We start from the raw sequence: 15,828 nt of genomic DNA, 5'->3' as shown, positions 1-15,828 counted from the left end.
CCTTAAACAAAAATTAAGATATGAGTAATTACTATAGTTCAAATCCGAAACTTTATGTAGGTATCGACTGCATTATTTTCGGTTTCAATGAAGGAGAATTGAACCTGCTGTTGCTGAAGCGTAACTTCGAACCGGCAATGGGCGAATGGTCGCTGATGGGTGGATTCGTGCAGGAAGACGAAAGCGTGGATGATGCAGCCAAACGAGTCCTGAATGAACTAACCGGACTGGAAGATGTATATATGGAACAAGTCCAAGCTTTCGGAGCCATAGATCGTGACCCAGGAGAACGCGTAGTCTCCATTGTTTACTATGCGCTCATCAACATCAACGAATACGACAAAGAATCCGTACAGCAACACAATGCTTTCTGGGTAAATATCAATGAACTGCCAGCGCTAATCTTTGATCATCCGCAAATGGTGGAGAAAGCTCGGAAGTTGATGCAACAAAAAGCGTCCACCGAACCAATCGGCTTTAATCTACTACCTAAACTGTTCACGCTGTCACAACTGCAAAGCTTATACGAAGCTATATACGGCGAGAGCATTGACAAACGGAACTTCCGAAAACGCATAGCAGAAATGGACTATATAGAAAAAACTGACAAAATAGACAAAACGGGGTCCAAACGTGGAGCTGCTTTATATCAGTTTAATGAGAAGGCATACCGCAAAGCTCCGAAATTTAAGCTCTGAGAACCTAATATTCAACAACTTGTAATTAGTAATTTAAATAATATGCTGGAAGCACTGAAAGACAAAGTATTCCATGCTAACCTTGAACTGGTGAAGCACGGATTGGTTATCTTCACATGGGGCAATGTATCGGGCATTGACCGCGAATCTGGTCTGGTAGTCATCAAGCCCAGTGGGGTGAGTTACGATGAAATGAAAGCAGAGGATATGGTGGTAGTGAATCTTGACGGCAAGGTCGTGGAAGGACGGTTAAAGCCCTCTTCAGACACGCCGACCCACCTGGTTCTCTATAAAGCATTCCCCGAAATCGGCGGTGTGGTGCACACGCACTCTACTTACGCCACAGCCTGGGCACAAGCCGGATGTGACATACCGAATATCGGGACAACACATGCCGATTACTTCCACGACGCCATACCCTGCACAGCAGACATGACGAAGGAGGAAGTGGAAGGAGCGTATGAACTGGAAACGGGAAATGTCATCGTAAAACGCTTTGAGGGGCTGAACCCGGTACATACTCCCGGAGTATTGGTAAAGAACCACGGTCCTTTCTCGTGGGGAAAAGACGCACACGAAGCGGTACATAATGCCGTAGTGATGGAGCAGGTGGCAAAAATGGCAAGTATAGCCTATGCCGTGAACCCCAATCTGACCATGAATCCGCTGCTGATAGAAAAACATTTCAGCCGCAAGCACGGTCCTAACGCTTATTATGGACAGAAATAACTATCATTCTTTAAATATAAACTATAAAAATAAATTGTATGAACACATTTGAACAATATGAAGTATGGTTCGTAACCGGAGCACAGCTCTTGTATGGAGGTGACGCAGTTATCGCAGTAGACGCACATAGTAATGAAATGGTGAAAGGTCTGAATGATTCCGGGAAACTGCCCGTAAAGGTAGTATATAAAGGTACGGTCAATTCATCCAAAGAAGTAACCGCTACCTTCAAAGCCGCCAACAACGACGATAAGTGTATCGGAGTCATCACCTGGATGCACACCTTCTCTCCTGCCAAAATGTGGATTCACGGTTTGCAGGAACTGAAGAAGCCATTACTACACTTCCATACACAGTTCAACAAGGAAATTCCCTGGGAGACGATGGACATGGATTTTATGAACCTAAACCAATCGGCTCACGGCGACCGCGAATTTGGACACATCGTGACACGTATGCGAAAGAACCGCAAAGTGGTAGTAGGCCACTGGCAGGACGAAAAAGCCCAAAACCAGATTGCCGCATGGATGCGCGTAGCTGCCGCATGGGCTGATGCGCAGGATATGCTCATCATCCGCTTCGGCGACCAGATGAACAACGTGGCTGTGACAGACGGTGACAAGGTCAGTGCCGAACAAGTATTGGGCTATCATGTGGACTACTATCCCATCAATGATGTGATGACACACTACAATGCTGTCAGCGACGAGGACGTGAAGGCACTCGTAGCAGAATACTTCAAGCTCTACGACCACGCTCCCGAACTGGAAGACGCACGTACGGAAGCCTACACCAAAGTATGGAACTCCGCCAAGGCCGAAATCGCCATTCGCCGCGTGCTGAAAGACACGGGTGCCAAAGGCTTCACCACCAACTTCAACGATTTGGGCGACTTTGACCAAATCCCCGGACTGGCCTCACAGCGACTGATGGCGGAAGGTTACGGCTTCGGTGCCGAAGGCGACTGGAAAACTGCGGCACTATACCGTACCACTTGGGTGATGAGTCAAGGCATGCCGAAGGGGTGCTCCTTCCTCGAAGACTATACGCTGAACTTCGACGGAGAAAAGAGCGCCATCCTGCAGGCACACATGTTGGAAGTCTGTCCACTGATTGCCGAACAGAAGCCGAAACTGGAAGTGCACCGTCTGAGCATCGGTATCGACAGCGAAACAGCCCGCCTGGTATTTACCAGCAAGCAAGGTGAAGGTGTAGCCGCTACCATCGTAGACCTGGGCAATCGCTTCCGCCTCATTGTGAACAAAGTAGAATGCATCAAGAGCAAGCCTCTGCCCAAGTTGCCCGTTGCCAGCGCACTGTGGATTCCAATGCCCAACCTCGAGGTGGGCGCTGCAGCCTGGATTCTGGCCGGAGGTACACATCATACCAGCTTCTCCTACGACCTGACGGTGGAATATTGGGAAGACTTTGCCGAAATGGCCGGCATCGAAATGGTAGTCATCGATGAAAATACCACCATCAGCGAGTTCAAAAAAGAACTGCGCATGAATGAAGTCTACTATATGCTGAACAAGGCACTTTGCTGATAATCATTACGGATTACCGATTGCGGACTACTAATTACACGTACCACAAACGTAACTAGTAGTTTGCAATTAGTAATCCGTTGTTTATAATCGTACTATAAATCCGTAAATTATCATTAATACCATGAAATTAGATGCAAAATCAACCATTGAAGCAGGTAAGGCCATCCTTGGCATAGAACTCGGTTCCACACGAATCAAGGCGGTTTTGATTGACCAGGAAAACAAACCCATCGCCCAGGGAAGCCATACTTGGGAGAATCAGTTAGTCGACGGACTGTGGACATATAGCGTCGAAGCTGTCTGGTATGGGTTGCAGGATTGCTACGCAGACCTTCGTGCTAATGTAAAGAGCCTTTACGATACAGAGATAGAAACCCTGGCAGCCATCGGTGTCAGTGCCATGATGCACGGCTATATGGCATTCAACGAAAAAGAAGAAATCCTTGTGCCCTTCCGTACCTGGAGAAATACCAATACCGGCCAGGCTGCCGCAGCCCTATCCGAACTATTTGTCTACAACATCCCTCTGCGTTGGAGCATTTCCCACCTCTACCAAGCCATCCTCGATAATGAAGAACACGTTCCATCCATCAATTACCTGACCACCCTTGCAGGTTTTGTCCACTGGCAAATAACCGGTCAAAAGGTACTGGGCATAGGAGATGCCTCCGGTATGCTCCCCATCGATCCCATCACCAAAAACTATTCTTCTGGAATGGTGGATAAGTTCGACAAACTTATTGCTCCGAAAGGATACGACTGGAAGCTTCGAGATATTCTGCCGAAGGTATTGTCGGCCGGTGAAAACGCAGGCTTCCTTACTCCCGAAGGAGCCAGTCGCCTCGACGTATCGGGACATCTGAAAGCAGGAATTCCCGTCTGTCCGCCCGAAGGTGACGCTGGAACCGGCATGGTTGCCACCAACGCCGTAAAGCAGCGCACTGGAAACGTATCGGCAGGCACCTCCTCTTTCTCAATGATTGTATTGGAGAAAGAATTGTCCAAGCCCTACGAAATGATTGACATGGTAACCACCCCCGACGGAAGCCTCGTAGCTATGGTGCATTGCAACAATTGCACTTCCGACCTCAATGCCTGGATCAATATTTTCAAAGAATACCAGGAACTGATGGGTATCCCCGTAGATATGGACGAAATCTACGGAAAGCTCTATAACCACGCCCTGACAGGCAATGCAGACTGCGGAGGCCTCATCTCATACAACTACATATCAGGCGAACCTATAACGGGACTGGCAGACGGACGTCCACTGTTTGTACGTTCGGCAAACGACAAGTTCAACCTTGCCAACTTCATGCGCACCCATCTGTATGCTTCAGTGGGAGTTCTCAAAATCGGCAACGACATCCTTTTCAATGAAGAGAAAATCAGAGTAGACAGAATCACCGGTCACGGAGGACTCTTCAAAACCAAAGGAGTAGGCCAGAGAATACTGGCAGCTGCCATCAATTCACCCATTTCCGTTATGGAAACAGCCGGCGAAGGTGGTGCCTGGGGTATTGCCCTCCTCGCTTCCTACCTTGCAAACAACGGAAACGACCAATCCCTTGCCGACTTCCTGGACAAGCATGTATTCACCGGAAATGCCGGTATTGAAATCTCACCGACAGCCGAAGATGTAAGCGGATTCAACACCTACATCGAAAGCTATAAAGCTGGTTTGCCCATCGAAGAAGCAGCAGTAAGATTCAAGAACTAAGTATTTAATAACACTAAAAAACTATGAACACAAAGTTATTTATCAGTAGCATATTTCTCTCCACCTCGTTGTCACTCTTCGCACAGAAAAGTGCCACTATCACTTTACACACAGACCAGAGCGAGCAAATCATTCCCAAAGAAATCTACGGCCAATTTGCAGAGCATTTGGGAACTTGTATCTATGGTGGACTTTGGGTAGGTGAAAACTCCGATATTCCCAACATCAACGGTTATCGCACCGACGTATTCAATGCACTGAAGGAGCTCCGTGTACCCGTCCTTCGCTGGCCGGGAGGCTGCTTTGCCGATGAATACCACTGGATGGACGGTATCGGCCCTAAAGAAAACCGCCCCAAAATGGTGAACAACAACTGGGGAGGCACTATCGAAGACAACAGTTTCGGAACCCATGAGTTCCTCAATCTCTGCGAAATGCTGGGATGTGAACCCTATATCAGTGGAAACGTAGGCAGTGGTACCGTAGAAGAACTTGCCAAATGGGTGGAATACATGACCTCCGAAGGAGACTCCCCCATGGCACGCCTGCGCCGCCAGAACGGTCGCGACAAAGCCTGGAAAGTAAAATACCTCGGCGTGGGTAACGAAAGCTGGGGTTGCGGTGGAAGCATGCGTCCCGAATATTATGCCGACCTCTACCGCCGCTATTCCACCTACTGCCGCAACTATGACGGCAATAGTCTTTTCAAGATAGCCAGCGGTGCCAGCGACTACGACTATAACTGGACCAAAGTGCTGATGGACCGCGTAGGCGGCCGTATGCACGGTCTTTCCTTGCACTACTATACCGTCAGCGGATGGAACGGCAGTAAAGGCGCCGCCACCCAATTCAGTAAAGACGACTATTACTGGACACTGGGCAAATGCCGCGAAATAGAAGATGTCATCAAGAAGCATTGCACCATTATGGATGAATACGACCCTCAAAAGAACGTGGCTCTTATGCTTGACGAATGGGGAACCTGGTGGGACACTGAACCGGGTACCAATCCCGGACATCTGTACCAACAGAATACATTGCGTGATGCTTTTGTCGCTTCCCTCAGCTTCGACATCTTCCATAAATATACCGACCGTCTGAAAATGGCAAACATTGCCCAAATCGTCAATGTATTGCAATCCATGATTCTGACCAGCGGAAAAAACATGGTACTCACCCCCACTTATTATGTATTCAAAATGTACAATGTACACCAGGATGCCACCTACATTCCTCTTGAGCTGAACTGCGACATGATGGATGTACGCGACAACCGCAGAATACCAATGGTCAGCGCTACCGCCTCCAAAGACCCAAACGGCAAGATACACATTTCCATGTCCAACGTAGATGCAGACAATGCACAGGAAGTGACCATCAATCTGTCTGGAACGAAAGCCAAGAAAGCAGTTGGTGAAATATTGACTTCCACCAATCTGACGGACTACAATTCATTTGAAAATCCCGACAATGTGAAACCCGTTCCGTTCAAAGAGGTAAAAATCAATAAAGATATTCTCAAGATTAAACTTCCGGCCAAATCAATCGTTACTATTGAGTTACAGTAAAACTACCGTGCACCGCACAAAATCAGCTAAATACGTTTAGTATCATTTTAGCAGCAAAAAGGCAGTAATACTGATAAAAAAGACACTCTTCGAGTGTTGTGAATTACGCATAAAGAGTTATCTTTGCCCTTGGAAAACCTACAAGGACCAAATAACCTATTGATAATATTCAAAATTAATTAGATTCAATATGAACGACAACAAACTTATGAACCGTGCGGCGGACAATATCCGTATCCTTGCTGCATCCATGGTTGAGAAAGCCAACTCCGGGCATCCGGGCGGTGCCATGGGTGGTGCTGACTTTGTAAATGTACTCTTCTCAGAGTTCCTGGTATATGACCCTGAAAATCCGGCTTGGGAAGGTCGTGACCGTTTCTTCCTCGACCCGGGACACATGTCACCGATGCTTTACTCTACATTGGCCCTGACCGGCAAGTTCACGCTGGACGAACTGAAAGAGTTCCGCCAATGGGGAAGCCCTACTCCGGGACATCCCGAACGTGACATCATGCGCGGCATCGAAAACACTTCCGGACCGCTCGGCCAGGGACACACATTTGCAGTCGGTGCAGCCATCGCAGCCAAGTTCATGAAGGCACGTTTCGAAGAAGTAATGCCACAGACCATCTACGCTTATATTTCTGACGGTGGCATCCAGGAAGAAATCTCCCAAGGCTCAGGCCGTATCGCCGGAGCATTAGGGTTGGATAATCTCATCATGTTCTATGATGCCAACGACATTCAGCTTTCTACCGAGACAAAGGATGTGACCATCGAAGATACCGGCAAGAAATACGAAGCTTGGGGCTGGAAAGTCATTAAAATCAATGGTAACGATCCCGATGCCATCCGCGGTGCACTGAACGAAGCCAAAGCTGAGAAAGAGTGTCCGACGCTGATTATCGGCCATACCGTAATGGGTAAAGGTGCCCGCAAGGCAGACGGCAGCAGCTACGAGGCTGATTGTGCCACGCACGGTGCTCCTCTGGGAGGCGACGCTTATATAAACACTATCAAGAATTTGGGTGGTGACCCGACAAATCCGTTTGTCATCTTCCCCGAAGTGGCCGAACTATATGCCAAGCGTGCAACTGAGCTGAAGAAAATCATGGCTGAAAAGTATGCAGCCAAAGCCGCATGGGCAAAAGCCAATCCGGAAAAGGCTGCCAAACTGGAAATGTTCTTCTCCGGCAAGGCTCCCGAAGTGAATTGGGCCGCCATCGAACAGAAAGCAGGCGTTGCCACCCGCGCAGCATCCGCCACTGTGCTCAGTGCTCTCGCCACTCAAGTAGAAAATATGATTGTTGCTTCTGCCGACCTTTCCAATTCCGACAAGACAGACGGATTCCTCAAGAAAACACATGCCTTCAAGAAAGGTGACTTCAGCGGTGCATTCTTCCAGGCCGGTGTTGCCGAGCTGACTATGGCATGTTGCTGTATCGGTATGGCACTGCATGGCGGTGTAATCCCCGCTTGCGGAACTTTCTTCGTATTCTCCGACTACATGAAACCTGCCGTACGTATGGCAGCCCTGATGGAAGTTCCCGTGAAGTTCATCTGGACACACGATGCCTTCCGTGTAGGTGAAGACGGTCCTACCCATGAACCGGTAGAGCAGGAAGCCCAAATCCGCCTGATGGAAAAACTGAAGAACCACAAGGGACACAATTCCATGTTGGTACTCCGTCCGGCAGATGCAGAAGAAACAACTGTGGCATGGAAACTGGCAATGGAAAATACCACAACCCCAACCGGTTTGATTTTCTCCCGCCAGAACATCGCCAACCTGCCCGAAGGCAACGATTACGAACAAGCTGCCAAAGGCGCTTATATTGTAGCCGGCTCCGATGAAAATCCAAATATAATCCTCGTTGCTTCAGGCTCGGAAGTTGCCACATTGGTAGCCGGTACTGAATTGCTGCGCAAGGATGGCATCAAGGTGCGTATCGTGTCCGTTCCTTCCGAAGGTCTGTTCCGTAGCCAAGCTCCGGGATATCAAGAAGGCATTATCCCGTGTGGTGCCAAGGTATTCGGCCTGACAGCCGGTCTGCCCGTCACACTGCAAGGGCTGGTAGGTCCCCGCGGTAAAGTATGGGGATTGGAATCATTCGGATTCTCGGCACCTTATAAAGTGCTGGACGAAAAGCTCGGTTTCACCGCAGAGAACGTTTACAAGCAAGTAAAAGCAATGTTATAATCATTATCCGATGTGCTGATGTGCTGATTGCCCGCGCCCTACAAGCTGCAGGCATCAGCACATTGGCACATTGGTATATTAACTGACCATCATGAAAACAATAGGAATCTGTTCCGACCATGCAGGCTTCGAATTGAAGGAATATGTCCGCGGCTGGCTGGAAGCCAAAGGCTGGGCTTACAAGGACTTCGGGACCTACTCAACCGAGAGTTGCGACTATCCCGACTTTGCGCATCCGCTGGCTCTGGCCGTTGAAGCCGGAGAGTGCTATCCGGGTATTGCCATCTGCGGAAGCGGTGAAGGCATCAGTATAACGCTGAACAAGCATCAGGGTATCCGCGCAGCCCTCTGCTGGACAGCAGAAATAGCCCATTTGGCACGCCAGCACAATGATGCCAATGTGCTTGTCATGCCAGGGCGATTCATCAGTACCGAAGAAGCCGACATGATTATGAGGGAATTCTTCAGTACACCATTCGAAGGCGGACGCCACCAACGAAGAGTGGACAAGATACCGGTACACTTGTAAAGCAGTAGAATCACATTCTTTATGATATCCGCCCGAAGCTCTGACATTCTGATAGAATCGTGAGAAACTTCGGGCTTTTTATTTGCCCCTTTTTCTTATTTTTCACAGTGAAGATGCTCATTGTCTTCAAATAAAAACTATCTTTGTGGTTCGATAACCCGGATATTTTTTAGATATGGAACGACTGAATACCATAAAAGAGCTTATCAACCAGGGAAATGTAGAGCAAGCCATCCAGCAGCTTGACGAAATACTGCAAACAGACTTTCCCGGCAAAGACGAAGCTTACTACCTGCGGGGAAATGCCTATCGGAAACAAGGCAACTGGCAACAAGCACTGAACAACTATCAGTATGCCATCGACCTGAACCCCGAAAGCCCGGCACAACATGCCTATCAAATGGCTATGGACATCCTGAACTTCTACAACAAGGATATGTACAATCAATAAATAAAGAACGTAAATTATGGCAAAAATCAAAGGAGCAATCGTAGTAGACACCGAACGTTGCAAAGGCTGCAACTTGTGTGTGGTAGCGTGTCCGCTCAACGTAATAGCCCTCACCAAGGAGGTGAATGTGAAAGGGTATAACTATGCCCACCAGATATTGGAAGATACTTGTAACGGCTGCGCCTCGTGCGCCACAGTATGTCCGGACGGATGTATCTCAGTATATAAAATAAAAGTAGAATAAATCTGTAAATCAGTAGAATATGGCAGAAGAAGTTGTATTAATGAAAGGAAACGAAGCCATCGCCCACGCAGCCATCCGTTGCGGTGCAGACGGTTACTTCGGATATCCCATTACTCCGCAATCGGAGGTATTGGAAACTCTTGCCGAACTGAAACCCTGGGAGACGACCGGCATGGTGGTTCTTCAGGCAGAAAGTGAAGTGGCAGCTATCAATATGGTGTACGGCGGTGCCGGAAGTGGTAAAATGGTCATGACCTCCTCCTCCAGCCCCGGTGTCAGCCTAAAGCAGGAAGGTATCTCTTATCTGGCAGGTGCCGAGCTGCCTTGCTTGATTGTAAACGTTATGCGCGGCGGTCCCGGTCTGGGAACCATCCAACCGAGCCAGGCCGACTATTTCCAGACAGTAAAAGGAGGCGGCCACGGTGACTATCGTCTGATTGCCCTTGCTCCGGCTTCCGTACAAGAAATGGCAGATTTCGTAGGACTGGCATTCGAACTTGCCTTCAAATACCGTAATCCGGCAATCATCCTTGCCGACGGTGTCATCGGCCAGATGATGGAAAAAGTGGTGCTCCCGGTACAAAAGCCACGCCGCACCGATGCGGAAGTCATCGAACAATGCCCATGGGCCACTACCGGCAGAACCAATGGCCGCAAACCCAACGTCATCACCTCATTGGAACTGAAACCGGAAGAAATGGAAAAGAACAACATCCGTTTCCAGGCCAAATACAAGCAGATAGAAGAGAATGAGGTTCGCTTCGAGGAAATTCATTGCGATGATGCTGACTACCTGATTGTAGCCTTCGGCTCTATGGCACGCATCGGACAGAAAGCAATGGAGCTGGCACGCGAAGAAGGAATCAAGGTAGGTATGCTCCGCCCCATCACGTTGTGGCCGTTCCCGACCAAAGCCATTGCCGCGTATGCCGACAAGGTGAAAGGTATGCTCGTTACAGAATTGAATGCCGGACAGATGGTGGAAGATGTCCGCCTTGCCGTGAACGGTAAAGTGAAAGTGGAACATTTCGGACGCCTCGGCGGCATTGTTCCCGATCCGGATGAGATAGTAGATGCATTGAAAGAAAAACTGATTAAGAAATGAATCCTGATAAAATAAGAAACGTACTGAACATTCTCTTCATGGTACTTGCCCTGGCAGCTATCATTATATATTTTGCTGCAAAAGATGACTTCAAGCTGTTCATCTACGTCTGCGGCGCGGCGATATTCGTCAAGTTGATGGAGTTTTTCATACGGTTCACCAACAGATAGGAGAAGTGATTATGACAAAAGAAGACATTATAAAGCCCGAGAATCTGGTTGCCAAGAAACCGACTCTGATGAACGACAATCCCATGCACTACTGCCCGGGATGCAGTCACGGCGTAGTTCATAAACTCGTAGCCGAAGTTATCGAAGAAATGGGACTGGAAGACAAAGCAATAGGCATCTCCCCCGTGGGATGTGCCGTGTTCATCTATAATTATATAGACATCGACTGGCAGGAAGCCGCCCATGGACGTGCGCCCGCACTTGCCACTGCCATCAAGCGCCTTTGGCCAGACCGCCTGGTGTTCACTTACCAAGGAGACGGCGACCTGGCTTGTATCGGTACTGCCGAAACCATCCACGCCTTGAACCGCGGCGAAAACATCACCATCATCTTCATCAACAATGCCATCTATGGTATGACCGGGGGACAAATGGCTCCCACTACCCTTGTAGGCATGAAGACATCGACCAGCCCTTACGGACGTGACGTGCATCTGCACGGCTATCCGCTGAAGATGGCCGATATTGCTGCACAATTGGAAGGAACCGCTTACGTGACACGCCAAAGCGTACAGTCCGTTCCCGCCATCCGCAAAGCGAAAAAGGCTATCCGCAAAGCATTCGAGAACTCTATGGCAGGCAAAGGTTCCAACCTTGTGGAAATCGTTTCCACCTGTAACTCCGGCTGGAAGATGTCTCCTGCGAAATCCAATGAATGGATGGTAGAGAACATGTTCCCCTTCTATCCGCTGGGCGACCTGAAAGATAAATAATCATGCTAAAGACAGAAGAACAATGAAAGAAGAAATCATTATAGCAGGCTTCGGTGGACAAGGTGTATTGTCCATGGGAAAGATTTTGGCATATTCCGGATTGATGGAAGGCAAAGAGGTGACTTGGATGCCGGCTTACGGACCGGAACAACGTGGTGGTACAGCCAACGTAACAGTCATCGTAAGTGACGAGAAAATATCCTCACCCATCTTAAGCAAGTACGATGCCGCCATCATCCTGAACCAGCCGTCACTGGAGAAATTCGAAAGCAAGGTAAAACCCGGAGGCGTACTTATCTACGACGGTTACGGCATCATCAACCCGCCGACGCGTAAGGACATCCACGTTTACCGCATCAACGCCATGGATGCCGCCAATGAAATGAACAACGCCAAGGCATTCAACATGATTGTATTGGGTGGATTATTGAAAATCAAGCCGATGGTTACACTGGACAGTGTACTCAGAGGATTGAAGAAGACACTGCCCGAACGCCACCACCACTTGATACCGATGAACGAAGAAGCTATCAAGAAAGGAATGGAACTTATTCAGGGAATGAAATGAAAGGCTATGTAAAGCCACTCCCCATAAGAGGAGGAACTTTACGCCAGAATAAGAGATAAAGGAAAACGGATAAGCCCTTGTGATATTGATTTATTGCAAGGGCTTATTTCATTTCAAGCCGGAAAAAGTATGGATTCAAGGGCAGAGAACCGGAAGCAGTATAGAACAAAACAGAAAACAAGACAGTTTAAAAGAAGCAAAAAAGGCTGAATTCAGTAAGCAAATAATTTTTTATTGTATCTTTGCGCCTAATTATGAGACGAATTGTACTGACATATATATTTCTGTCCGTTATAGGGATATGGGGGGCTATGGCGCAAAACACCTTAAACCCGATGAACAATCGCGACCGGTTCGGTAACCAGATTGACCCGAATACCCAGCCGGACAATCTGGAAGACAGTACCAATACTGAGATTCAAAGTCTTCCACCCAAGCTTTACATGTGGAAACTAAGTGAGACACTGGGCAACCGTACCATCATACCTGCCGACACAGCCAGCCTCAACTTCCAGAGCACCAATCTGGTGGAAGGAATGTTCGGCCATTACAACTACTTGGGAAATTTAGGTTCTCCACGCCTCTCACGTCTGTTCTTCGAACGGGAGGAAAGCGAACCTACCATCTTCATGGCTCCCTTCTCCAGTTTTTTCACACGTCCCGACCAGGTGCTTTTCACCAACAGCAACGTGCCTTACACCAATCTTACCTACTACAAAGCCGGCAGCAAAGTGAACGGTGAAGAACGCTTCAAGTCCTACTTCTCCGTCAACGTCAACAAGCAGTTGGCATTTGGCTTTAACATCGACTATCTATACGGACGCGGTTATTACCAGAACCAGTCCACCTCGCACTTCAATGCAGGTCTGTTCGGTAGCTATATCGGCGAGAAATACCAGGTACAAGCAGTCTACAACAACTTTTTCCTGAAGATGAACGAGAACGGCGGTATTGCAGACGACCAATACATCACCCGTCCCGAAAACATGTCCGGAGGAAAGAAAGAGTACGAGTCCACCACTATTCCGGTCAAATTGGAACAGAGTTCCAACCGTAACAAGGATTTTTATATCTATCTGACACAGCGCTATCGTCTTGGTACGCGGAGAGTACGGAACACACAAGAAGGCAAACCGACGGTATCCGCACCCAAAGCCTCATCCTCCCCGTCCTCTGAAGCCGAAATATCCGCTTCGAACAACGACATAGCATTGCCAAACGACAGCATAGCATCAAAATCGGTCAGCACACTTGCAGCTGCCAATGACAGCCTGCCGTCTGTTTCTACCGCAGACAACGACTCACTTTTCGAAGAAGAGTTCGTCCCCGTCACCAGCTTTATCCATACCTTGAAAGTAGAGCGGTCGCGGCACCAATTCCGTTCGGGAAGCGAGCCCGAAGGATTCTTCCCGGAAGACTACAAGCTTTACAAGAATTACAGCAACGACTCCACCACGGCATTCAGTGTAAAGAACGTGTTCGGAATAGCCTTGCTGGAAGGTTTCAACAAATACGCCAAAGCCGGACTTACGGCTTATATCTCCCACAAGTTCAGCCGGTACGACCTGATGAATACGGACACACTTACCGACATGCGCCGCATCCGCTACACCGAGCAGGAAATCTTCCTGGGTGGCGAACTCGCCAAGCGCGAAGGCAAACTGCTGCACTACAACGTAAACGGTGAAGTGGGGTTGGTAGACAAAGCCATCGGGCAGTTCCGCGTCAACGCCAATCTGGACCTGAACTTCCGTCTATGGAAAGATACGGTGAACTTCTACGCCCGCGGTTATGTGAGCAACACGCTTCCTTCCTTCTACATGCGCCATTACCACTCCAACCACTACAACTGGGACAACGACAACATGGACAAGGAATTCCGTACGCGTGTGGAAGGCGAGCTGAACATTTCCCGTTGGGGAACCAATCTCCGTGCCGGCGTAGAGAATATCAAGAACTACACCTACTTCAACCAAAGCGCCCTGCCCGAACAGAACGGAGGCAACATACAAGTGCTGTCCGCCACACTGAAACAAGACTTCCGCCTCGGTGTCTTCCACCTGGACAATGAGGTGACCTGGCAGAAGACGAGCAATGAAACAGTACTTCCATTGCCCCAACTCTCGCTCTACCATAACTTCTACATACTGGCTAAACTCGCCAAGAAGGTGCTGACCGTTCAGTTGGGTGCCGATGTCCGTTACTTCACCAAGTACAACGCACCTGCCTATGCACCCGGCGTCCAGCAGTTCCATCTGCAACCTACGGACGATTTGGTGGAAATAGGCGGTTACCCCATCGTAAACGTATATGCCAACCTGCACTTGAAGCGGACGCGTATCTTTGCCATGATGTATCACGTCAACGCGGGTATGGGAAGCGCCAATTCCTTCCTGGTGCCGCACTACCCCATCAATCCGCGCTTGTTCAAAATTGGCGTCTCATGGAATTTCTATGACTAACAGATGACTGTATGACGAAAAGCAGACTGCTCAAATACGCACTTCTGGGAATTGCAGCGGCTCTCATTGCCCACTATCTCATCGAGAAAGAAGAGAAACCGAAAGGTTATCCGCGCGATTATGCCGAGATAGCTGCCGAAGGCATCATACATGCTTCGACGGAATACAACTCCATCAGTTTCTATGTGGATGATGACACCTTGTCCGGTTTCCACTACGAGCTGATAGAAGCTTTTGCACGCGACCACGGGCTGCAAGCGGCCATATCACCGGAAATGAGCTTCAACAAGCGGCTGGAAGGCCTGGCCGACGGGCAATATGACGTGATTGCCTACGGCATCCTCGCCACCAGTGAGCTGAAAGACTCCTTGCTGCTTACCACCCCTATTGTGCTGAACAAGCAAGTGCTGGTGCAACGCAAGCTTGAGAATATTTCCGACTCGTCATTATTCATCAAAAGCCAACTGGACCTGGCTGGAAAGACACTGCACGTAGTGAAAGGCTCCCCTTCCATACTACGCATCCGCAACCTGGGAAATGAGATAGGCGACACCATCTACGTTGAGGAAATAGAGAAGTACGGTTCCGAACAACTGATTGCCTTGGTAGCCCATGGAGACATCGACTATGCCGTATGCGACGAAAGCATTGCCCGTACCGCAGCCGACAGCATTCCTCAAATAGACATCAATACCGCCATCAGCTTCACGCAATTCTATTCCTGGGGGGTAAGCAAACAGTCCCCTATCCTGCTGGACAGCCTCAACACATGGCTGGATAGTTTCAAAAAGGGAAAAGAATACAAGAAAATCTACAAACGATACTACGGGAAACGAAACTAAGCTGCACTTTTCCATACACGCAGCATATCCCTACTTTTACAACTAGTTATCAATCAACAGCTTATTACTGCAAAATCCTGCATACATTTTGCAGTGCCACTGCAAAGCCGTTGCAGTGGCACTGCACACCGATATGCAGTACGACTGCAACAGTTATGCAGTGATACTGCAACACGTTTGCAGTCGCACTGCAAAATACATGCAGCAAGAATGCAAACA

Annotated in this window: 15 protein-coding genes; all 15 read left to right on the top strand. The window is 48.8% G+C overall.

The annotated features are described in order from the left end of the window. The first annotated feature begins 20 nt into the window (after positions 1 to 20). The 15 genes from DW039_RS05770 (at position 21) to DW039_RS05700 (ending at position 15,609) form a co-directional block, all read left to right on the top strand. Positions 21 to 698, top strand: a complete 678-nt coding sequence (locus DW039_RS05770) for an NUDIX domain-containing protein (protein WP_005826583.1) — start codon at positions 21 to 23, stop codon at positions 696 to 698. A gap of 42 nt (positions 699 to 740) precedes the next feature. Continuing rightward, positions 741 to 1,427 carry an L-ribulose-5-phosphate 4-epimerase gene (locus DW039_RS05765; protein WP_005826585.1) on the top strand — a complete coding sequence of 229 codons (687 nt, stop codon included), beginning with the start codon at positions 741 to 743 and terminating at the stop codon, positions 1,425 to 1,427. Positions 1,428 to 1,465: 38 nt separating this feature from the next. Further along, on the top strand, positions 1,466 to 2,974 hold the full coding sequence (gene araA / locus DW039_RS05760) for an L-arabinose isomerase (protein ID WP_005836040.1): 1,509 nt from the start codon (positions 1,466 to 1,468) through the stop codon (positions 2,972 to 2,974). Between the two features lie 124 nt (positions 2,975 to 3,098). Continuing rightward, a complete protein-coding gene (locus DW039_RS05755) occupies positions 3,099 to 4,697 on the top strand; it encodes a xylulokinase (protein WP_120381792.1) in 1,599 nt (532 codons plus the stop codon). A gap of 23 nt (positions 4,698 to 4,720) precedes the next feature. Then, a complete protein-coding gene (locus DW039_RS05750) occupies positions 4,721 to 6,265 on the top strand; it encodes an alpha-N-arabinofuranosidase (protein WP_009036827.1) in 1,545 nt (514 codons plus the stop codon). A 190-nt stretch (positions 6,266 to 6,455) separates the two neighbouring features. Continuing rightward, positions 6,456 to 8,465 (top strand): transketolase, encoded by a 2,010-nt coding sequence (locus DW039_RS05745; protein WP_009036826.1) that lies wholly within the window; start codon positions 6,456 to 6,458, stop codon positions 8,463 to 8,465. Positions 8,466 to 8,556: 91 nt separating this feature from the next. Continuing rightward, the gene (rpiB, locus tag DW039_RS05740) at positions 8,557 to 8,994 is read left to right on the top strand and encodes a ribose 5-phosphate isomerase B (RefSeq protein ID WP_005826596.1); all 438 of its coding nucleotides are present in this window, start codon (positions 8,557 to 8,559) and stop codon (positions 8,992 to 8,994) included. A 175-nt stretch (positions 8,995 to 9,169) separates the two neighbouring features. Next, positions 9,170 to 9,445, top strand: coding sequence for a tetratricopeptide repeat protein (locus DW039_RS05735; RefSeq protein WP_005826598.1), 276 nt, complete (start codon positions 9,170 to 9,172; stop codon positions 9,443 to 9,445). A 16-nt stretch (positions 9,446 to 9,461) separates the two neighbouring features. After that, complete coding sequence (locus DW039_RS05730; RefSeq protein WP_005826600.1) at positions 9,462 to 9,689, top strand: ferredoxin family protein; 228 nt, start codon at positions 9,462 to 9,464, stop codon at positions 9,687 to 9,689. A 19-nt stretch (positions 9,690 to 9,708) separates the two neighbouring features. After that, positions 9,709 to 10,794: a 3-methyl-2-oxobutanoate dehydrogenase subunit VorB gene (locus DW039_RS05725; protein WP_016273409.1), complete on the top strand. Its 1,086-nt coding sequence runs from the start codon at positions 9,709 to 9,711 to the stop codon at positions 10,792 to 10,794. After that, positions 10,791 to 10,964: a hypothetical protein gene (locus DW039_RS05720; protein ID WP_005826603.1), complete on the top strand. Its 174-nt coding sequence runs from the start codon at positions 10,791 to 10,793 to the stop codon at positions 10,962 to 10,964. The genes DW039_RS05725 and DW039_RS05720 overlap by 4 nt, the downstream gene beginning before the upstream one ends. 11 nt (positions 10,965 to 10,975) lie before the next feature. Continuing rightward, positions 10,976 to 11,737 (top strand): thiamine pyrophosphate-dependent enzyme, encoded by a 762-nt coding sequence (locus DW039_RS05715; RefSeq protein WP_005826605.1) that lies wholly within the window; start codon positions 10,976 to 10,978, stop codon positions 11,735 to 11,737. Positions 11,738 to 11,759: 22 nt separating this feature from the next. Next, positions 11,760 to 12,305, top strand: a complete 546-nt coding sequence (locus DW039_RS05710) for a 2-oxoacid:acceptor oxidoreductase family protein (protein ID WP_057281798.1) — start codon at positions 11,760 to 11,762, stop codon at positions 12,303 to 12,305. 254 nt (positions 12,306 to 12,559) lie between these two features. Further along, a complete protein-coding gene (locus DW039_RS05705; RefSeq protein WP_120381791.1) occupies positions 12,560 to 14,767 on the top strand; it encodes a putative porin in 2,208 nt (735 codons plus the stop codon). A gap of 11 nt (positions 14,768 to 14,778) precedes the next feature. Then, on the top strand, positions 14,779 to 15,609 hold the full coding sequence (locus tag DW039_RS05700; protein WP_120381790.1) for a transporter substrate-binding domain-containing protein: 831 nt from the start codon (positions 14,779 to 14,781) through the stop codon (positions 15,607 to 15,609). Positions 15,610 to 15,828 lie beyond the last annotated feature (219 nt).

Origin of the sequence: Bacteroides sp. AF39-16AC (genome assembly GCF_003602735.1) — a bacterium.
Lineage (GTDB): Bacteria > Bacteroidota > Bacteroidia > Bacteroidales > Bacteroidaceae > Bacteroides > Bacteroides uniformis.
The sequence above is the reverse complement of the archived record's forward strand: the minus strand, read 5'-3'. Positions and strand labels throughout refer to the sequence as shown.

What these genes read in the sequence shown, in the direction of transcription:
- DW039_RS05770 (WP_005826583.1), top strand. Translation starts at nt 21, where the DNA reads ATGAGTAATTACTATAGTTCAAATCCGAAACTTTATGTAGGTATCGAC.
- DW039_RS05765 (WP_005826585.1), top strand. Translation starts at nt 741, where the DNA reads ATGCTGGAAGCACTGAAAGACAAAGTATTCCATGCTAACCTTGAACTG.
- araA (WP_005836040.1), top strand. Translation starts at nt 1,466, where the DNA reads ATGAACACATTTGAACAATATGAAGTATGGTTCGTAACCGGAGCACAG.
- DW039_RS05755 (WP_120381792.1), top strand. Translation starts at nt 3,099, where the DNA reads ATGAAATTAGATGCAAAATCAACCATTGAAGCAGGTAAGGCCATCCTT.
- DW039_RS05750 (WP_009036827.1), top strand. Translation starts at nt 4,721, where the DNA reads ATGAACACAAAGTTATTTATCAGTAGCATATTTCTCTCCACCTCGTTG.
- DW039_RS05745 (WP_009036826.1), top strand. Translation starts at nt 6,456, where the DNA reads ATGAACGACAACAAACTTATGAACCGTGCGGCGGACAATATCCGTATC.
- rpiB (WP_005826596.1), top strand. Translation starts at nt 8,557, where the DNA reads ATGAAAACAATAGGAATCTGTTCCGACCATGCAGGCTTCGAATTGAAG.
- DW039_RS05735 (WP_005826598.1), top strand. Translation starts at nt 9,170, where the DNA reads ATGGAACGACTGAATACCATAAAAGAGCTTATCAACCAGGGAAATGTA.
- DW039_RS05730 (WP_005826600.1), top strand. Translation starts at nt 9,462, where the DNA reads ATGGCAAAAATCAAAGGAGCAATCGTAGTAGACACCGAACGTTGCAAA.
- DW039_RS05725 (WP_016273409.1), top strand. Translation starts at nt 9,709, where the DNA reads ATGGCAGAAGAAGTTGTATTAATGAAAGGAAACGAAGCCATCGCCCAC.
- DW039_RS05720 (WP_005826603.1), top strand. Translation starts at nt 10,791, where the DNA reads ATGAATCCTGATAAAATAAGAAACGTACTGAACATTCTCTTCATGGTA.
- DW039_RS05715 (WP_005826605.1), top strand. Translation starts at nt 10,976, where the DNA reads ATGACAAAAGAAGACATTATAAAGCCCGAGAATCTGGTTGCCAAGAAA.
- DW039_RS05710 (WP_057281798.1), top strand. Translation starts at nt 11,760, where the DNA reads ATGAAAGAAGAAATCATTATAGCAGGCTTCGGTGGACAAGGTGTATTG.
- DW039_RS05705 (WP_120381791.1), top strand. Translation starts at nt 12,560, where the DNA reads ATGAGACGAATTGTACTGACATATATATTTCTGTCCGTTATAGGGATA.
- DW039_RS05700 (WP_120381790.1), top strand. Translation starts at nt 14,779, where the DNA reads ATGACGAAAAGCAGACTGCTCAAATACGCACTTCTGGGAATTGCAGCG.